Source organism: Nostoc sp., from assembly GCF_036917935.1.
In the GTDB taxonomy this organism is placed as follows: Bacteria; Cyanobacteriota; Cyanobacteriia; order Cyanobacteriales; family Nostocaceae; genus Nostoc.
This window is the reverse complement of the sequence record NZ_JBALEL010000006.1, coordinates 174861-194016: the sequence shown is the minus strand read 5'-3', so window position 1 is coordinate 194016 and position 19156 is coordinate 174861. Positions and strand designations below refer to the sequence as shown.

Genomic DNA, 19156 nt, shown 5'->3' with positions numbered 1-19156 from the left:
TAAAGGAGATGTAGCTACCAAAAACTTATATGACAACGTATCAGATAAGTCTCGAAGGCGACGTTTTGAAAGTTGGGTTTAGTGCAACACTTGCTACAGGCGATCAGATTGTGCGAGATGCAGCAGCGCAGTTGGATGCAATGATTGCTTCAGGTGAACTTCCTGGTGGTTCCCTGATTAAAATTAACGGACGCATATCGGTACTGGTTAGTCAGGTATTAGCTGATAAATTATCTAAGTTGTATGATGCGATCGCTGTTTTTGACCCCAAGATTGGCGACAGAGGGCTGGATAGGTATGTAGTCACCATTAGCAGACATCCTAAGTATAAAGTAGGGGATACATTGGATGTGGTGCGATGCCTGCAACAATCGAGTATCAAAGTTGTGCTGTGTGGGTTTGCGAATACAGGAAAGACTTGCTTCCGGGATGGTTTAAAACAAGCATTATTGCAGATTCCCAATGCACCAGAGTCTTATGTCATCTCTGGTTGTCCAGATGGTGATGGTTCTTGGTATGGGGAAACTGCACGGCGCGATTTGGATTTGGCGAAAAAGTTAAAAGCTGAATATAAAGCTAGATTTACGCCAGAGTTTGCCCAACTGAAAGCGCAGGAAGTCAGGGGTATCAATACACGAATCTTTATATTTGATGTCGGTGGAAGAATATCTGACGATAACCGCTTGATTATGGCCCAAGCGACTCATGCAGTGATTTTGGTGAAAGATCAGTCTGAGATTGCACCTTGGCAAGGATTCTGTGAATCTTTAGGTTTGGAAGTGGTAGCAATTATTTACAGTGATTATGAAGGTGTAAGTGATGCGATTTCGGGGGAAACGCCGATTCTTAGAGGAAATGTTCATCGGTTGCAGCGTGGGGAGGATGTTTCTAGTCGTCTGATCGTGCAGACATTGGCGCGGGTTTTGGTGGGGTTAATTTGAGGTAAATGTCAAAATGGATAAGATTAGTTCTATTAGTATAGCGATCGCTTGGTGTCTGGCTTGGGGTGATGAGAAAAAACCTCAACATAATTTGTCTGTGTTACAAAAGATGTACCAAGCATTGAAAAATGGGGAACAAGTTCCAGAGGAAGTATCCTTTGTAATAGATGCAGTAAGACAATGGGAAAAATTAAAGAAACCGGAAAATTTTCCTAACACATTAGACAATTTAAAGCAATTAATTGAAAAATACCCCATTCTTTGGGAATCAAAAATTGGTTTAGTTTATGGTGGTGCCACCAAAATTAAGCAGTATGTTTTTGAAGAATCAAAACTCCCAGATATTCGCGGTGCTTCTGGACTGTTAGATAGAATTAACTTAGTAGATTTACCTGCTTTTTTTAATGTAATTCCACAATCATCAAATTGTAACTACAGTATTCAATGTCAAGAAGTTAGAAAATGGCTAAATGATAATTTCGATAATGAACCTAATTTTTCCGATGCTTTAATCCCCGAACTTATTATTTACTCAACTGGTGGTAACATTCTTGCTTTTTGTCCTGCTGCCTTTGTCAATGATTTAGCGAATGCGATTGAAAAACGCTATACCGAGGAAACATTAACAGCTAATTCCTGTGCAGTTGGAGAAAAGTTTAGACTAATAGAAACTCGCTTAGGTTTACTAAAAAATAATATTGATGAAACATTTTGGCTAGAAAAATATCAACAAGAAGAAGTATATAAAAATCCTCTAGTTCAAGCCTGCTTTGGTAAACTAATAGAAGTTTCTCAAACAATAGAAAACTTCATAAAGCATAAAAGTTTTAACGAATTAACTACAAAACTAGCAATTCACTTTAATCAACGCCGGAGTGGGAATGATAGTGAAAATCGTCCCAGTCGTCGCTATCCGCCAATGTTTGAGACTCATCCCTATATCAGGAGAGATGAGAGTGATAAACGCTCAAGTATTACTCACTTAACTCACCTTGCTGGACAACCTTATCTATCTGAAACTTTAATACGTAAACGGCGAGTAGGTGATAGAGCAAAAACTGGTGATTATCGTACACCTAAATGGTATCAGGAAAGTGGATTCAAGTGGGAAGCAGGAATAATTGAGGGCTGGCTTGATAAATTTGAGGATTTTTTGGCAAATAATTCAGAACAGTCCCAAGCATATTATGGAATTAATAACACGCAGAAAAAAGAAATTAAAATTCCCCAATCTTTGACGCAATTAAGCAAAGTAAGTCAAGGATATATTGCCTATATATATGCAGATGGTAATAATATGGGAGGTTTTATTCAAAACATCCGCACACCTGAAAAATATCAAGAATTTAGCAAAGATGTTGAAAATACAACAAAATATGCTGTTTATCAAGCTTTAGCATACAATCTATGTCCCCGTAAAATCCAAGGTATCACTGAACCAGAATCAAACATTCAAGATGGTGATTTAATTCATCCGTTTGAAATTATAACTATCGGTGGTGATGACATTTTATTGATAGTACCTGCTGACAAAGCCTTACAAATTGCTAAGATGATTGGTGAGCAATTTGAAAAAATTCTTTTGGAAGAGCCAGAAATCTCAATATCACCTATAAAAATAATAGGCGACTATAATACAGAAGAAAAACTAGCTGAACCTAACAAATTCCATCGTTTTTCACAACAAGTTGCAGGACATCACCAGTGTAAATTGAGTATATCAAGCGGCGTATTAATTACTGCTTATAGCACTCCAATTTACTATGCAGAATATTTGACAAATCAGTTGATTAAATCTGCTAAAAAATATGCTAACCTCTTGAAATATACTGATGAAAAAAATCAAGAAATTATTTATTATGGTGGTACAGTTGATTTCTTCACAATGAAATCAGTGACCATGATTTCATCAAACATTGAAGAATTTCGTAAACAAGCTTTAAATATTGAAAGTAGAGGCGCAAAACTTAAGCTGTACACTGCACCCTATACACTGCCAGAATTAAATAAATTTTTGCAATCTCTTCAGGCATTAAAAGAGGCTGAATTTCCCAAATCGCAACTATATCAAGTTCGTAGCTTCTTAGAAAGAGGTAAGCGAACTGCAAGTTTAAATTATTACTATTTTCGTCACCGACTAAAAAAAGGACAGCCAGCACTTGAAGCTGACTTTGAAAATATATGGTGTCTAGCTAAAACAAACAAAGGTAATATTGCACCTTGGATGTACGACATAAAAGAAGAACAATATGAAACTATCTGGCGAGAAATGGTTGATTTATTCGATTTAATCGAATTTTCAGATACCAAATATCCACAACTATCATCTATGGAGACTGCGCCATGATAAGACTTAACGAATTATCCAATAGTAACAGAGTTGAAACTTACACAATTACTGCTGTGATTGACTCAGCCTTATGTGTAGGCGCAGGAGGTTCTTCTGGTTCATTAGCAGATAAACCAATTGTGCGTAACTCAGAACGTAATTTACTAATTCCTGGTTCACAAATTAAAGGACGTGTGCGCCACGAATGCGAAAAACTGCTGCGAGGCTTAGGATGGGAAATTTCGGAATCTCCCAATGCAGGAAGAATGGTTATTCGCAGAGATAACGCACCTGCTAAATTTCAACGACATGAATATGAGATAAGTGGATATGAATATACATACCACTGTTTAATTAGTCAGATTTTTGGCGACCCGATTTTACCTTCACGGGTAATTTTTGATGATTTAGTTTGTACTGAAGAACTAGAAGACTTAGCTGAAATCTTACGTCCTGGTGTCACAATTAATCGCCGTCGGCGCATTGCAGAAGAAAAAAAACTTTATTTTCTAGAAACATCACCTGTTAATGCAAAACTTCAGTTTAAAGGAGAGATACACATTCAACCAAATCTCACGCCTGAAAGACCAGATTATGCAAAAGTGTTAATTTTGGCAGGTTTGCGACAAATTTATGCTTTAGGGGGAAGTAAATCGGCTGGTTTAGGTTGGCTGCATTGGGAATTAGAAGAATTACAAAATGGATTAAAAAATATTGATATTGATGAAGTTTGGCAGTTTTTAGCAAAAGGAGAAATAAAGTGAAGCGGATTGAATTAGAAATTAAGGCATTATCTCCCTTAGCGATTTCTCGACAAAAACCAGGTGGTTCTGTGAGTGAATGTGAAGATTATATTCCTGGCAGTGTAATTCGTGGGGCAGTTGCAAGTGAAATTTTGAAACAATCGGGTCAACAGTTTACAAATTTGAGTAAGAATGGTGGTGATTTTCAGGCTTTATTTTTGAGTGATGAACCAGTTATTTTTCAAAATGCTTATTCGGCCAATGTAAAAGCTGAAAAAGGTAGAATATTTCCTCAAAACAGGATACAAGAAATTAAATTATTACCCGCTACTGTTTTGAGTTCCAAAACTAAACCAGGATTTTGCAGAAAGAGAAATGAAAAATGTTCCACTGAATCCAAAGGAGCTTTTGATAGTTTAATCGACCGATTTTGTGCTGAATATTATGGTTTACCTTATGATCCTAATTGTCCAGATGATGGAGGAAGAGTTGAACCATATAGCGGCTTTTACAGCAAAATAGATGGGATGTATTACAATGCTTATGTTAGCAAACGTCTCTTAACAAGAGTCGGTATTAATCGCAGAAGGGCTACTTCTGAAGAAGAAATATTGTACAGTATTGAAGTTCTAAATGAATCTGAATCTAAAAATCGTCAATCTATATATAAATCATCTATTTTAATTCCAGATAATTTAGACAATTTAACAAATGCTTTACAATATTTTATTAGCTACAACGCTAATAAATTTCGTCTTGGTGGTTCAATTTCACGAGGCTTAGGCAAAGTAGAAATTCATGCTAAATTAGTAGACATTAAACAACACATAGAAAGCAAAATAGAAATATTTAACGATCATCTGTGGCAACGTTGGCGAAAATGGTCAGTTTTTGGTAATCCAATAGAGGAATTATCTAAGCGTACTTACTTTACTTTAGATTTACAATCAGATGCAATTTTGAGAGACAAATGGCAAAGTACTACTGTGATTTCTGCACAAATGTTAAAGCAATTTGCAAATATTGAGGATGACTTGTTAAAACTCGAAGTTGCTTACAGTAGTTACGATTACCGTTCAGGTTGGAATGCAGCTTGGGGATTAATGAAAGATGTGGAACTAATAACAAATAAAGGTGCAGTTTATTTATTTAGTACTGCACAGCCGGACATTTGGTATACAGCTTTAGCTAATTTAGAGTTAAAAGGCGTAGGAGAACGTACTTGTGAAGGTTTTGGTCAAGTAGAAGTTTGTAATGATTTTCATCTTGTGTTTAGAGAGGAGGCTGCATGACTGATTTTTCAGAACAACAAAAGCAACTTAAAATTCAGCAAGGAATTCGCAAAGTTGAAGATGAACTAGTTAAAGCTATTCAAACTGTATTAAATGATAAAACATCTTACGATAAATTAGAAGAGTCTCAATTCCGTAATTTAGTTCGTGTTGCAGATACTACTGAAAGTGTGGAAGTAATTAAAAATTTTTTACTCTATCAACTTGGAAGGGATAAAAAGTGGGGTAAAGGTAAAAATTCTCTTGCTCACAAAATTATTAATAATATAGATGATGAAATTAAGACCCTAGCTAAAGAAATTAAAACGACATCCGATGCTGATGAGTTAAATCCTATCTGGATAGAGTTAATTCGCCGTTATTTAGGCTATGGCGCCCGCTATCTGGTTTACAAAAATAAAGGTGAAGTTTAAATTACTAAGGAGTTAGTTATGCCAAAGCTTATAGTTTCTACTGTAGGAACAAGTTTATTAACCAACCAAATTGATGTATACACTGATTCTGAAGAGTATTTTACACATATACAAGAAACAGCAAATGATACAGAGGAAGAAATAAAGGATAAGGCTAAAAAAATTATTCTTGAATTGAAAACTAGGACAGAAGATAAACTTTATAAAGCTAAGAATACTAAACAGATTAGAGATGCCAGTGCTGAACTCAATGGTATTTATGGACTATATGAAGGAAACCTTGAACAAGGAAAATCAGATATACATTGGCTGATTGCTACAGATACCTATCAAGGTAAAATCACGGCACAGATTGTTCAAGAATTTTTAGAGACAAAAGGGATAAAAGCTCATATCCAATCACCAGAAAAACTTTCTACACGAAATACTGAAAGGTTTTCGTATGGAATTGATGAGCTTTTAGAATGGTGGGATGGAATTTTTCTAGCATATCAATATACTCATGATATTTATTTTAATCTTGTAGGTGGTTTTAAAGCATTGCAAGGTTATGCAAACACAATTGGGATGCTGTATGGTGCTGAAATTATCTATATATTTGAGGGAAATTTAGAGTTTATTACAATACCTAAATTACCAATTGCAATTGATTATTCTGTAATCAAACCTGCACAATTTGCTCTGATGGCATCAAAATCTGTAGATATTTATATTAAATTATCAGAACTTGAAAATGTACCAGATAGTTTAATATCAATCGCTGGAGATGAAGCCAAGCTTAACAACTGGGGACATTTGCTTTGGAATAGATGTAAAAGTAGATTTTTTACAGGCGATAACCCAGTAGTTTTTCCTAGTTTGATTTATGACAAGTCTTTTATAAAAGATTATGAGAGAAATAATGTCAATGAACAAAACAAGTTTGATTTACATGAAGTATTAACTGAAGTTTCCGCTTCTATGATTAAGTTTAATGGAGATACTACTCGTTTTGATCCCAGGCTACATTTTACTAGATATGAGGGTGGGCAGAAATATGAAGGAGGATTCAAAAAAAATCAAATTGATCATTTTTATATTAAAAACACTGGCTGGCGTGTAAGTTGCATTGCTAAAGATGGCAATTTGCATTTACGTCACTATGGAGAGCATGATTATGTCAACAACAACCCATAAGTATCTTATGTTTGACACATTCACAAACCGCCTAACAATCATAGGAATACTAACAACAATTACAGGATTACGTATTAGTGCTGGACGTTCTACAGAACCAATTGGTTCAGACTTACCCGTAATCAAAGACACTTTTGGTAAACCATTAATACCTGGTTCTAGCTTCAAAGGCGCATTAAGATCCCGCCTTGAAAGTTTCCTCCGGGGTATAGATCCAAATCTTGCAGCTAATCCTACAATTGAATCAGAATCATCTATTCCATCTAAAGCACTAAAAGATGAATATGGAAATATTCTCAAAAAAGGTTTAGATACTATCAAGCAAGAAATTGAAGATGAACTTAAAGATGACAAAGAAAAAAATCTGAAAGCTGATAAACGATTCACAGAAGAAATTTTGAAAATTTTAAAAAAAGAAGATTTAACTTCACATCTATTTGGTTCTCCTTGGTTTGCTAGTAAATTCCAAGTACGTGACTTAACAGTAAAACCTGAATTTTGGTTTGGACAATACCAAGAACGTGATGGCGTCTCAATTGACCGCGATACAGAAACCGCAGTAGACAATAAACTCTATGACTTCCAAGTAGTTCCCGCCGGAACTTTATTTAAATTTAAAGCTGTAGTGGAAAATGCTGAACCTTGGGAACTAGGTTTATTAATGATTGGCTTACACCAGTTTGAAACTGAACAAATTCCCTTGGGTGGTGGACGTTCTCGTGGCTTGGGTGTTGTTAAACTAGAAATTGATGAGATGAAATGGATTGATGTCAATAACGACCCAAAGAAATTACTTAAATATTTAGAAAAATTGGTTAGTGTTGATAACAACGACCCATCAATCTATGAAGACGGCAAGGAATTCAAAGGTATTTGGACAAAAGCTTTAATTGATAACTTAAAGCAAAAGATTGTTAATAGTTCCACTGAATCAAAACCTGCGGGAGGATAAAATGGCTTTTAGTAACTATAAAACTATCAGTGAAGTTCTCAAAGCATTTCAAGTTACGTACACAGAAGCAATTTTTATTAGCGAAATTCCTTTTAATATTCCCGACTACTTCCGCGAAGATTTAGAACTGATGATGCGGGATGCTGTAGTTGATAATTCAGAATTTGCTATCTGTGAAAATCTCATTTATCCCGTTCTTAAAGAAGTTTGGAAAACCTACCGCCATCATTTTATTTTATGGAGTCATGAATCCTTAAATTATGATGAAAAATTATCCGGGTTTCCTGAATATATTCTGGCGAAACGCTCTCCATTAGGTAAAGTTGTATTTGATAAACCATACTTTATTTTAGTTGAAGCGAAACAAGATAACTTTGAAACAGGTTGGGCGCAATGTTTAGCAGAAATGATTGCTGCTCAAAGATTAAATGGAGAACATCAAATAATTATTTTCGGAATTGTTTCTAATGGGGAACGTTGGCAATTTGGAAAACTAGAACGTGAAATATTTACCAGAAACAGCACTTATTACACCATTCAAGAATTAGATAAATTATTCGGTGCTGTAAATTTTGCCTTTCAACAATCTGAATTACAGCTAAATAATTTAGTCGCCGCCTAAACAGATTTAGTGGAATAAATACATCTATGCACAAACGACTTGTAAACCATTGCACTATTGATTTAAACATCATCCCAGATGGCCCGATTCTGATTAAATCGGGACGTGAAGGTGCAGACCCTACAAATCCTGATATGGAATTTGTCAAAACTTTTCATGGGGGTGGGTGGTCAATTTATTTACCTGGAAGCAGCTTAAAAGGTGCAATTCGCGCCCATGCTGAAAGAATTGTCCGTACTGTTGGTGGTGATAATAATACAAAGAAGCTTTGGGCAAGTGACCCTACCAAAGGTGATTACTTACCTAAAAAGTTAAAAAGTCACGATATTTATCAACAATCTTCATTTACTGACCAAATTTTTGGTAATACTTCAATAGCAAGTCGCATTCGCATTGAAGATGCACATCCAGTTGACTTAAGGCAACTGAAATTAGAAGAACGTAACGGTGTCGCTATTGATCGGGTATTTGGTTCTGTTGCGGTTGGCCCTTTCAATTATCAAGTTTGCACTGCTGGAGAATTTCGTACTAAAATCCATTTGAAGAATTTTACTTTAGCGCAACTTGGTTTAATTGGTTTGGTACTGCGTGATTTAAATAATGGTTGGTTTGGGTTAGGTTTTGCCAAATCACGCGGTTTAGGTACGGTTCGCGTTCAATACAATAGTGCAATTGTCCAGTATCCAGGCTGTCAACTCGAAACAGGAAAAATTCGTCAACTAGGAAATCCAGGAGAATGGGATTCAAATTATCTACTTGGGGTAGGAGAGTTTTTAATAGACGATGAAGCCAAAAAATATGGCTTTCCTAAACCAGATAAACGAGATTCTGAAGGTTTTGCAGAGTCAATGGAATTAGGATTTGGCGTAAAAGTTACATGGAACAATAACACTAATTCTGGTGTAAAAGATTTGTTTATGCGTGCTGTTGAGGTTTGGGGTGAGGGGTTTTAAAAGTATGACACAAGAATTTACAACTGGCTATGTATATCATAAGCAATTGGTAGCACCCGATGAACTCGCTACTTTAATTAATCAACTCTCTAACTCTCAAAGTTATTATTTTTTACGTTACTCTCATGCTGTGAGTGGGATTTGTAGGAAATTGCCTGATCAAAGAGGAGAAATTGAAGGACAGGTATTTAATTCTATCTGTGAAATCCGATGGAAAAAATATAAATCTGGTTATGAAGTTTTAATCCTCAGTCAACAGAAATTTAATTTAGAAGGATTTGAAAATTTAACTGGTAATTGGAAAATTGGTGATAGAGATGCCTATTGGCATAACCCAGAAGAAACAAGATTTCCTAAAGGTTTCATTTTTAAAGGTGAAAATGATCAATCTATCAAGCCTGAAGCAATCAAGCAAAGATATTTCAAAGACTCTGATACTGCAACTATTCATTTTGTCGCCTTAACGGTTAACTCAAATGACCAACACCCCAAAACCTAAACTACGAAACCCAGTACCTCCTCAACCTCAATCTCCTGATGATTCTGTAGTAAACACACAAAAACCATACAATTTTGTTTCTTTTCCACAGGAACGTCCCCGATTAGAACATCCTGCTGGACATCATAGATTTGATCATAATTGTCTACATGGAACTTTATTTTTAACCCTGAAAGTTAAAACTTCACTTCATGTTTCTACTGGTATAGTTGTTCCTGGTAGCGATATTGTAACTCGTGTACCTTTAATTAAAACAATGGCACAGGGGGTTGATAAGCACCTTCTAATTCAAGGGAGTTCCCTTAAAGGTTGTATTCGTTCAGTTTATGAAGCGATTACTAGAAGTTGTATTTGTAAAACCAAAGCAGACTTGAGAAAACTTCCAGAAGGATATAGCAGAGAATGCAAAGTAGATATCAAACAAACAATAAATCAGGTATGTGATGCTTGTCGAATATTTGGAGCATTAAATTTACAAGGATTTTTTGAGTTTAATGATGTTAAGTGCGAAAATATAGGTTTTAATACGGGGTTTATGCCTTCGTTATATCGTCCACGCCCTGAACCCGGAAGCGCATATTTTGACACAAGGGGAAAAGTTGCTGGACGTAAGTTTTATTATCATACAATTCGCGCTATTGAAAAAGGTCAAAATCAAGGAATTGCAATTCAACAAGCAGCAAGAGAATACACTTTTATTACTCAATTGCAATTTAAAAACATCAAACCTGAAGAACTTGGGACGCTGTTTGTTGTGCTGGGACAAGATTCTAACTACCCCATAGCTTTAAAAGTTGGTGGTGGTAAACCTATCGGGATGGGAACAATGACTGTAGAAGTCACCCAAGCTAGGATATTGCAAAACTTTGATGATTTGCGATCGCACTACTCCACTTACACTCCCGATAACAATCATCTTCTCACAGGAGAGGCACTACAAACATTTATCGCTACCCAAATTAAAACAGCACATTCCCGACTCATTCAACTTCCCCAACTGCAACAACTCGCTGAAGTTCTACGCTACCCAACCGACCGCGAACCACCAGAAGGAATGTATTAATGTTGACTACAGAATCTTTAACAGAAGCGGAATCTCAACTTGCTCACAATTTAGCGATAACCTTGGTTAAAGAAGAAACAGATGTTAACGAAGTAGGAAAAGTTATTGCATATCTGCGTAGCATTGTAGAGCAACCGGACGCAGGACGGCGATTTTTTAGCTATCTTAAAACCTTAGTTACTAACGGTTGGCAAATTGGACATAGTGGCCGAACTACAGGCTACTACCGCAGTATCGAACGCGCCTGTAATCAGTACTTGCAAAGCCAACAAGCAAACGCTCAGACCATGTTAAAAATTTTAGGCTGGGCGATGCGTTTAATGCGGTATTACAAAGTTAGTCCGATTGAAGAAATATCCATTTCTCAAAGTCCACAGGTTGAACAAATTTCTGAACGTCAAGCAGAAATTGCGGAAGTTGCTAGTAATTTGAAATTTAATGTTGGTCAAATTCTAGACGCTACGGTAATTGGAAAAAAAGGGAATAAGGTAACATACGAGATTTTGGAAAAAATTAAACTTACTGAAAAAGAACCCAAAAAAGCAGAATTTATTTCTGAAGGGCAAATTGTTAGGGTAGAAGTTGTAGATATCAAGGAAGACGGCAGCATCCGCAAGATTAGATGTATTGATTAAAAAATATCATTAGTTGGCACTGACCTTATAGTGATCGTAATATAAGTGTATGGCTTGTAAAAGTCTGTATTAAGTTGTAAATTTAGATACTTACAAAGGGGTGGTATAAGTATGAGTGAGTGATAACTAGGCTGAAACATACCCATTTATCTAGTTGATTTTTTCAGGTAGTATCCAGCCTGATAGAAGAAGCTTAACTGAAGTAACTGTTGAAACAGTCTACAGAACATGTTTTGAGAACATAGAGGTAAGTATGAAAAAAGACTTTCTGGCATCAGATAGTGACTCAGAAAACGAGAATGACATTGAGTTTTCCTGTATATTTTATGGAAATTGCTCTCATAGCAGAGTGATTACTCAACTACAGCAGCAAATTGAGTCCCTGCAAAAGCAGATGAAAGATTCTTGCGAAGAACAAGAAAGGTCGAAAAAGGAACAAGAAACCTTGACAAATCAAATGGGATATTGTTTAGCAAATTTAGATAGGTTAGGTATCTCAACAGATGCAGAGAGCCTGGAAACCTATAAAGAATATAGCTGTGGTAATCATTACAACTGGTAGGAAAATCAAAACTCCTATAGGCTAAAAAGAAGACTCAGCATTAGGTTGCCTGGAGTGAATTTTAAAATTGCTTCAGGAACCTATTATCGGGTTATTATCTGGAAAAAATTGTTTTTTAGGCATATATTGGCAAAATTGACTATTTAATGTCATAGGTTTATTTGACTTTATGATGGTTTTTAGGTAAGATTTTCATATAGAAACCTGTGCTTGATTACCTAAATAAGCTTTAACTTACCCCGCAAGGGGATTGAAACAGGTTTCTGTAAACTGGTTAAACTGTTACCTCAGTTGTAACCAATTCCCCGCAAGGGGACACTGATTTACCGACTTACGCAACTTTCTTAAGTTCTCACATCACCAAGCTAGAAAGGTTGTTTATTTTTTCCCATTCTCACCACAGCATTAAGAGCGATCGCTTCACTAATACCAAAACTGCGATCGCCCTACAGGTTCAGGAAAAACGGAAACAGCGATCGCCTTACCCTTTTTCACTTGACCTCCGCTTTTTAATTGAATTGAGACTAAATTAGTACATTTTACCTAATCATTCCAGCCTTAATTGAGGTGATGGAGAATAGAAAAAACGTAAAAGTTCTATAGCTTCAAGCTTCAAAACACAACAATTCCAAGCTGGACAGAATTTCTTCAGTAAGTGCGATCGCCACAGTAGATTGTTCATCTCGCCCAAAATCTTGTCGCAGTTGATGACGTACAGACTAAAATTTTACGTGGCTGTAAAACACTCGTTTTACATTCTCAGCCGCAGTCACGTAGAACAACACGATCGCTCCCAGAACCAGCACAAAACTCAACGGCAACGGTTGAAATCCGAGTCGGGTTGCTAACGGTGTCCAGGGAATGATTATTGTCACTCCAATAGTCGCCAGTGTTGCCGCCAACAAGTATTTTCCCGGCTTACTGTTGAAAATGGATTGGCGGGTACGAACGACTAGCACAACCAGCGATGCAGAGATTACAGACTCCAAAAACCAGCCTGTTCTAAACTGTTCTGGTTGAGCGTGCAACAGCAACAACAGTGCCCCAAAGGTGAGATAATCAAATATAGAACTCAACAAACCAAACACAATCATGAAGTTGCGGATAAACTTGATATCCATCCGCCGAGGTTTGTTGACTAATTCCTTGTCTACCCGATCTGTTGCGATCGTCAATTCCGGGAAATCGGTGAGTAAGTTCGTCAGCAAAATCTGACTAGGTAGCAGCGGCAAAAAGGGCAGAAACAGAGAAATTCCCGCCATACTAAACATGTTGCCAAAATTGGCGCTAGTTGCCATAAATACATATTTTAAAGTGTTGGCAAATGTCACCCGTCCTTCCTTTACGCCTTCAATGAGGACATTTAAATCCTTTGCCATCAACACAATATCAGCAGCTTCCTTAGCGACATCGACTGCGCTCTCGACTGAAATGCCGACATCGGCAGCATGAAGCGCAGAGGCATCGTTAATACCGTCTCCCAGATATCCAACTACATTCCCCACTTTTTTGAGGGCGATGATGATCCGCTCTTTTTGGTTTGGCTCTACCTCGGCAAAGACATTTGTATCTTGTACTTGATGCATCAAGGCTTCATCACTGAGCTTCTCTAGTTCGGAGCCTGTCAACGCCTTTGGTTCGGGCAGTCCTACTTGCTGAATGATACTCATTGCAACTGCCTTGCTGTCTCCGGTAATCATCTTCGGGGTGATTCCCAGCATTTGCAACTCTTTGAGGGTGTCAGCGATGCCAGCTTTGGGCGGATCGAACAGAGCAAGGTAGCCGAGAAATGTCATGTTCGTTTCATCGTCTTTGCTGAAAGAATCTTGATTAAAATCACGATAAGCCACACCCAAGGCTCTAAATCCCTTACTGCCCAAGTCTTCAGCCTGTTGGTGGAGTTTTTGTCGCTGATCTGCAATGGGAATTGTTTTCCCCTCAGCAGTCTCAACGGTTGAGCAAACATCCAGAATATTTTTCAGTGCGCCTTTAGTGATAATCAGATGCGTACTCTCTTGCTTGAACAAGATGCTTAGACGTTTGCGGTTAAAGTCATAAGGCACTTCATCTAGCTTTTGATAGCCAGAAATATCGAATGTTTTGTATTCTCGAATCGCTGCATCGATGGGATTAATATAACCCGACTCAGATGCAGCATTCAAATAAGCGTAAAGTAGAACGCGATCGCTTTCTTTCCCCTCCACATCAACCGCAGAGTGAATTTTCACCTCTCCTTCCGTCAGCGTACCCGTTTTATCAGTGCAAAACACATTCATACTGCCAAAGTTTTCGATCGCAGGTAAGCGCTTCACAATTACCTGTTTTTTCGCCATTTTCTTGGCACCACGAGCCAGGTTAACGCTAACGATCGCAGGTAACAATTGGGGAGTCAAACCGACCGCTAGCGCCAGAGAAAACAGAAAGGATTCCAGTACTGGGCGATCGAGGTAGACGTTAGCGACAAAAATTAGCACTACCAAAATTAGCGTTACTTCCATCAGAAAGTAGCCAAACTTGCTCAGTCCCCTTTCAAATTCGGTTTCGCTCGGTCTGAGTTTCAGGCGTTCCGATACTTTGCCGAATTCAGTTTCTTTTCCGGTATGAACGACTATTGCTTTCGCCGTTCCACTAATAACATTAGTTCCCAGATACAGGGAATTGGTGCGTTGGCTCAGTCCAGTTTCAGCCGGCACTACGCCACTTAGCTTGTCAACTGGATAGGTTTCTCCTGTCAGTGCTGCTTCATCCACCGATAAATCTTTTGACTCTAAAACTAGACAGTCGCCCGGAATATTTTTACCTGCACTCAGCAACACAATGTCACCCTTGACCACTTCCTCATTGGGGATTTCTTGAGATTGACCATCTCTCAAAACAGTTGCTTTAACTTGCACTAATGCCAATAATTTTTCGACGGCATTCGAGGCTCCTCGCTCTTGCCAAAATCCTAATAGCCCACTGATCAAGACAATCGTCAAAATGATTATGGCATCTGTCGCATCTTTCAGAAAAATCGATAGCACGGCCGCAAAAATCAGAATCAAGATAATCGGACTCTTGAACTGATTGAGCAACAGCATCCATGCGCTCGATTTGTGTTTTTGTTTGAGGCTGTTTGCGCCGAACTCGCTTAGGCGTTGTTTTGCATCTTGACGGCTTAACCCTGCGGTTGTAGAGTGCATCTGCTGAAGCACCTGATCCGTGGATAAGCTCCAAAACGTGGAGAGTTGGGGATTCATCGGTTTGGTTTTTTGAGGTTAGTCAAGCGATAAAGGAATATCAAGCTTTAACGACAATTGCGAATAAGTATTTAATTCCCAATGCAATCCATCAGGAGAATAAGCAATTTTTTAAAGTTCACTAAATAGATTTTGATCCGGGGGAGTTATACCATTACGAAGGTAAGGAATAACTTCTGCAACGATATCAACGATTGTTAGTTGTTGCTTCACCATTATTATTAATAATAATCAGTTCTACAGGTTGCTTGATAATATCAATAATATCTCGATCTAGTTCAGTTTTTTCTACTGTCCATCCTAGTCCATTGACCGTCATAGGACGAGTCGCTACAACCCAAAATTCCGTGATAACTTGAGACGTAATAAAGCACTGACCACCTTCTACTAAGATTTGTGAAATAGCATTGTTTATCAGGTCATACTCTGCGAAGTCAGTATCAGTAAACCTGAGAATAATATTCGTATCTAGCAAATAGTTTGTCATCTGCCTTGATCATCATAAATATTTTCTCGGCGGATATCTCCGTCAGATAGATTAGCATTACTTTTAGGAAATTGAGCGACCCATTGACGAAATTGCTCGGCTTTTTCGGTTGAGGTTACATTTTTGTGAGTGGTTGCCTCTATTTGCCTATTAGAGAGCTTTTCTTGAAAGAGTTTTTGGTCTTCAGGTGAGAGGTTTAATACTACTTCGACAAGAGAATTAACAAGCTGTACATTCATAGTTATCTTTGAGATTTTTCAGCTTACACTCTATTATATTATTTTGAAGTACATTCCTCTCCCCTTTAATATTAACTGAGTAATTGGTGCAAGATATATATGAGATAGTTAACCCCAATTTAAGGAGCTGCAAGCGGCATTGCTTCTGGCTATCCAGGAAATAATTGGTCTATCTCAGAAGTGATTAAAATTCCCGGCTTTAGGATTAATGAGACTGATACACCTTTAACTGTGCCCGTAATTGGGCAATTTCAGTTGTCATATCTAGCACCATTGCCGCTCCGACTAAGTTCAGCCCCAAATCTCGACGCAAGCGTTGAATCTGAGCAATTCGCGCAATTTCGCGGGAATGCAGCAAATCACCGATGGGTTCGATGACACCTAACTCAACATAAAACTTCACCAGCGTAATCGAAGTCTTAGTGATCAATGCAGCATATTCAAAGCTGTAAAGTTGCTCACCTTCGAGTGAAACCACGGTTTTTGAAAGGCTGAAGGTCATAACTTAATCTCCTCTAATTGGGTACGTGGGTTAAAGGTAGTGTTTGCCTGGATTTTTTCGTAGTATTCTTGCTCGATTGCAGGTTATTTTGCGGTGGGCAGTAAGCAACGCTAGAATAGTTGCCCAAACAGGTTTAGCGATCGCAACTCTCGATATCAGTTCGGTAGATGCGATCGCTAGCAGTACGCCAGCAGCAGCGTGCAGTGCAAGTCCTAATGTTTGTTTTGATGACGGTAAGGCTTCAGCAATCATTGCTCCCATGAAGTTGCTGACAACGGGCAAAGCTGATAGTGTTAGAGCAAATAGAAATTCCTGCATAAATCAGGCTCCGCTAGTCGTAACAGACTTTTTGATGTTTGATCGTTCTACCGATAGATTGCATCATCAATTGTGGCTCGGAAAAATTCGCCCTCTGACTCAAACCGCTCAGTGCCGAAGTACCATCCAACCCGCAGACGGGTGGGAATGGTGTAGCCACAAAATGTACCCTCTTCATCTACAATTGCACCGAAGTCCACATCATGAAACTCAGCACCTTCTGGATTGCCCCAGCGCGGCAGCTTCAAAGTCTTGAGCCTACCCGTTTGATCAATGGTAAAATCAAGTTCTGCTCTCTGGTCTTGCACTACAAAACTGGAATGTAAATGTGATGAATCCGTTGTTGTCCATGACATATCATCACCACAAAATACAGATGGCAAGCACACTGACTCACACTGAAGACGACCAATATTAGATCGCGTAATATCAGCACCTGAACCTATCATCACCGGGAAAATTCCTAAAAGCTTCCACTGCATAGCACCTATGCCGTCTATGAGGCGATCTGATCCCCAAATTGGTAAGCCGTTCATCCATGCCGTAGCACTCCAAATCAGTCCATGCTCCCAGCAAATAACTTGCTCTGCTTTGAATGGAATCCAACTTTTCAATTTGATTTCGCCGTGCATCTGCAATCGAACCGCAGATGCGATCGCAGTTCCAGGAGCGATCGCGTGTTCAAGATATCGTCTTGCACCTTCTGGCAGATGAGCAAATACATCTGAATGGAATACACGATCCTTAGATATCGCAGAATCCCATAGTGTATTGAGAGAAATTTGTTTAGTCATTATTGCCGCCAGTATTTTTAATTCAGAATTTGATAAATTGTGATGATAAGAATCATTATGAAAATAGATGTATAGATCGACTTAGTATATTTGGCTAACCAACTTGGAAGATAAATATCAAAATTGTCCTTTGTAGAATTTGAATATTTTCGGGCAAGCAGATTTAATGGGCAGTGTAATTTAAACGTTAGTAGGGTTAGTCTTTCTATAAATACCAATCCATAACCAATCCAGAGCCAGAAATCGAGTTTATTTGCGCTTGCGGCATAAAGCATATAGAAAATAACGAAATTGAAGAATACCCATATCAACGTGTGAATTACTTTAATTAGCGTCAATTTTCTTTCATTTTCCATATTGGTATTAGTGTCACGGGTGTTTGTTCTATTTCCTGAATGAATTGATTGAATACGATATGAAACGTAACAGTCGATGTCCGAGTGAAACTTTATTGACCGTTACCGTATGCACTTTGAGTAAGTCAAAATCTTTGGATAGCTGAGAATAAGTTTCACCACAGTGTCAAGCTGATGTTGGATCGTTTGGTATTATAAAGTGCGATTTGCCACAGGCAACGCTACGCGATCGCTCTATCTTGTAAAGAATGCCAAAAATTGATCGCAGGTATAATAACAGAGATAGCCAGAAACCAGATTTAAAGTTATGCGATCGCCGCGAAAAGTTGGTTAATTATCCTGCGATCGCAAATAGACCATAATGGAATGGCACGCTTGTAAAGCCCAAAGGCTTGTGTCGTCTTGTTCCCAGCCTCCAGGCTGGGAATGTATTTAAAAGAGGCTCTGCCTCTTGTCAAGCTAATGGAGGCGTAGCCTCCCAGAATGGGTTAAGAGCCTAGAGGCTCTTAACCAGTCAGAGCAAAGGCTGTATCTTTTTTTAGTGCCATTCGACCATAATGTAGGGGCACAGCAATGCTGTGCCCTTACGAAAGATGTGATTTTTAAACTTATGCATATTTAGTATTTATTGTCAATGCGTAAGTCCTAGAGATTTAAAGCAATATTTCAAATAAAAATCCCTGCCACAGTGGACAGAGATAGTAGTTTTTAGCTATAGCTTGTCTCTCAGCTAACAAAATCTTTGTGGGCTGCGACAAGCATCTGAGCTTGCCTTAAAACGTTTCCGAATAAATAAAAAGGAATTTGCCAAGCTGCAACGGTAACTTCTTTGACTATATCCTGTACACTAATTGCGATTAATTCATGCTCTGGCGGCTCTCCCTCAACTGTACCAGACCAAGTAAAAGCTAATAAGAAATCATCGTCTCCAGGCAAGGATGCAATCAAACATTCTTCTGGTGTTGGTTCGCAAATAATTCCATAATCATTTGCAAGTTCTACTAATCTTTGAAAGTTGTTTCCGTTTGTCATTTGTCGTTT

General features: G+C 38.1%; 21 protein-coding genes. 14 read left to right on the top strand and 7 right to left on the bottom strand.

From position 1 onward, the window contains the following. Positions 1-29 precede the first annotated feature (29 nt). From V7K62_RS04555 to V7K62_RS04490, 14 genes are all read left to right on the top strand, one after another. Positions 30-941 carry a CRISPR-associated protein Csx3 gene (locus tag V7K62_RS04555; protein ID WP_334862136.1) on the top strand — a complete coding sequence of 304 codons (912 nt, stop codon included), beginning with the start codon at positions 30-32 and terminating at the stop codon, positions 939-941. Positions 942-954: 13 nt separating this feature from the next. Then, entirely contained in the window at positions 955-3288 is a 2334-nt protein-coding gene (cas10, locus tag V7K62_RS04550) for a type III-B CRISPR-associated protein Cas10/Cmr2 (RefSeq protein ID WP_334862134.1), read from the top strand. Then, a complete protein-coding gene (locus V7K62_RS04545; RefSeq protein ID WP_334862132.1) occupies positions 3285-4034 on the top strand; it encodes an RAMP superfamily CRISPR-associated protein in 750 nt (249 codons plus the stop codon). Before cas10 ends, V7K62_RS04545 begins: the two co-directional genes overlap by 4 nt. Further along, positions 4031-5305, top strand: coding sequence for a type III-D CRISPR-associated RAMP protein Csx10 (gene csx10, locus V7K62_RS04540; protein ID WP_334862130.1), 1275 nt, complete (start codon positions 4031-4033; stop codon positions 5303-5305). Before V7K62_RS04545 ends, csx10 begins: the two co-directional genes overlap by 4 nt. Then, the gene (locus tag V7K62_RS04535; RefSeq protein WP_334862128.1) at positions 5302-5718 is read left to right on the top strand and encodes a hypothetical protein; all 417 of its coding nucleotides are present in this window, start codon (positions 5302-5304) and stop codon (positions 5716-5718) included. Before csx10 ends, V7K62_RS04535 begins: the two co-directional genes overlap by 4 nt. 18 nt (positions 5719-5736) lie before the next feature. Continuing rightward, positions 5737-6894: a putative CRISPR-associated protein gene (locus tag V7K62_RS04530; RefSeq protein ID WP_334862125.1), complete on the top strand. Its 1158-nt coding sequence runs from the start codon at positions 5737-5739 to the stop codon at positions 6892-6894. A gap of 7 nt (positions 6895-6901) precedes the next feature. Next, positions 6902-7846, top strand: a complete 945-nt coding sequence (gene csx7, locus V7K62_RS04525; protein ID WP_334862170.1) for a type III CRISPR-associated RAMP protein Csx7 — start codon at positions 6902-6904, stop codon at positions 7844-7846. Position 7847: 1 nt separating this feature from the next. Then, positions 7848-8468, top strand: a complete 621-nt coding sequence (locus V7K62_RS04520; RefSeq protein ID WP_334862123.1) for a hypothetical protein — start codon at positions 7848-7850, stop codon at positions 8466-8468. A 26-nt stretch (positions 8469-8494) separates the two neighbouring features. Further along, positions 8495-9421, top strand: coding sequence for an RAMP superfamily CRISPR-associated protein (locus V7K62_RS04515; protein WP_334862121.1), 927 nt, complete (start codon positions 8495-8497; stop codon positions 9419-9421). A 4-nt stretch (positions 9422-9425) separates the two neighbouring features. Further along, on the top strand, positions 9426-9920 hold the full coding sequence (locus V7K62_RS04510) for a hypothetical protein (protein WP_334862119.1): 495 nt from the start codon (positions 9426-9428) through the stop codon (positions 9918-9920). Next, entirely contained in the window at positions 9898-10983 is a 1086-nt protein-coding gene (locus tag V7K62_RS04505) for an RAMP superfamily CRISPR-associated protein (protein ID WP_334862117.1), read from the top strand. The genes V7K62_RS04510 and V7K62_RS04505 overlap by 23 nt, the downstream gene beginning before the upstream one ends. Continuing rightward, complete coding sequence (locus V7K62_RS04500) at positions 10983-11618, top strand: hypothetical protein (protein WP_334862115.1); 636 nt, start codon at positions 10983-10985, stop codon at positions 11616-11618. Before V7K62_RS04505 ends, V7K62_RS04500 begins: the two co-directional genes overlap by 1 nt. A gap of 253 nt (positions 11619-11871) precedes the next feature. Then, positions 11872-12180 carry a hypothetical protein gene (locus tag V7K62_RS04495; RefSeq protein WP_334862113.1) on the top strand — a complete coding sequence of 103 codons (309 nt, stop codon included), beginning with the start codon at positions 11872-11874 and terminating at the stop codon, positions 12178-12180. 374 nt (positions 12181-12554) lie between these two features. Next, a complete protein-coding gene (locus V7K62_RS04490) occupies positions 12555-12713 on the top strand; it encodes a hypothetical protein (protein ID WP_334862111.1) in 159 nt (52 codons plus the stop codon). A 186-nt stretch (positions 12714-12899) separates the two neighbouring features. Here V7K62_RS04490 and mgtA read toward each other — a convergent pair whose 3' ends face one another. The 7 genes from mgtA to V7K62_RS04455 form a co-directional block, all read right to left on the bottom strand. Beyond that, entirely contained in the window at positions 12900-15419 is a 2520-nt protein-coding gene (gene mgtA / locus V7K62_RS04485; RefSeq protein ID WP_334862108.1) for a magnesium-translocating P-type ATPase, read from the bottom strand. A gap of 187 nt (positions 15420-15606) precedes the next feature. Next, positions 15607-15906, bottom strand: coding sequence for a nuclease (locus V7K62_RS04480; protein WP_334862106.1), 300 nt, complete (start codon positions 15904-15906; stop codon positions 15607-15609). Beyond that, positions 15903-16145, bottom strand: a complete 243-nt coding sequence (locus V7K62_RS04475; protein ID WP_334862104.1) for a hypothetical protein — start codon at positions 16143-16145, stop codon at positions 15903-15905. Before V7K62_RS04475 ends, V7K62_RS04480 begins: the two co-directional genes overlap by 4 nt. A gap of 205 nt (positions 16146-16350) precedes the next feature. Further along, on the bottom strand, positions 16351-16647 hold the full coding sequence (locus tag V7K62_RS04470) for a chaperone modulator CbpM (RefSeq protein WP_334862102.1): 297 nt from the start codon (positions 16645-16647) through the stop codon (positions 16351-16353). Positions 16648-16677: 30 nt separating this feature from the next. Next, positions 16678-16965, bottom strand: a complete 288-nt coding sequence (locus V7K62_RS04465; RefSeq protein WP_334862100.1) for a hypothetical protein — start codon at positions 16963-16965, stop codon at positions 16678-16680. A 47-nt stretch (positions 16966-17012) separates the two neighbouring features. Next, on the bottom strand, positions 17013-17759 hold the full coding sequence (locus tag V7K62_RS04460) for a DUF6920 family protein (protein WP_334862097.1): 747 nt from the start codon (positions 17757-17759) through the stop codon (positions 17013-17015). Positions 17760-18841: 1082 nt separating this feature from the next. Then, the gene (locus tag V7K62_RS04455; protein ID WP_334862095.1) at positions 18842-19147 is read right to left on the bottom strand and encodes a hypothetical protein; all 306 of its coding nucleotides are present in this window, start codon (positions 19145-19147) and stop codon (positions 18842-18844) included. Positions 19148-19156: the final 9 nt, after the last annotated feature.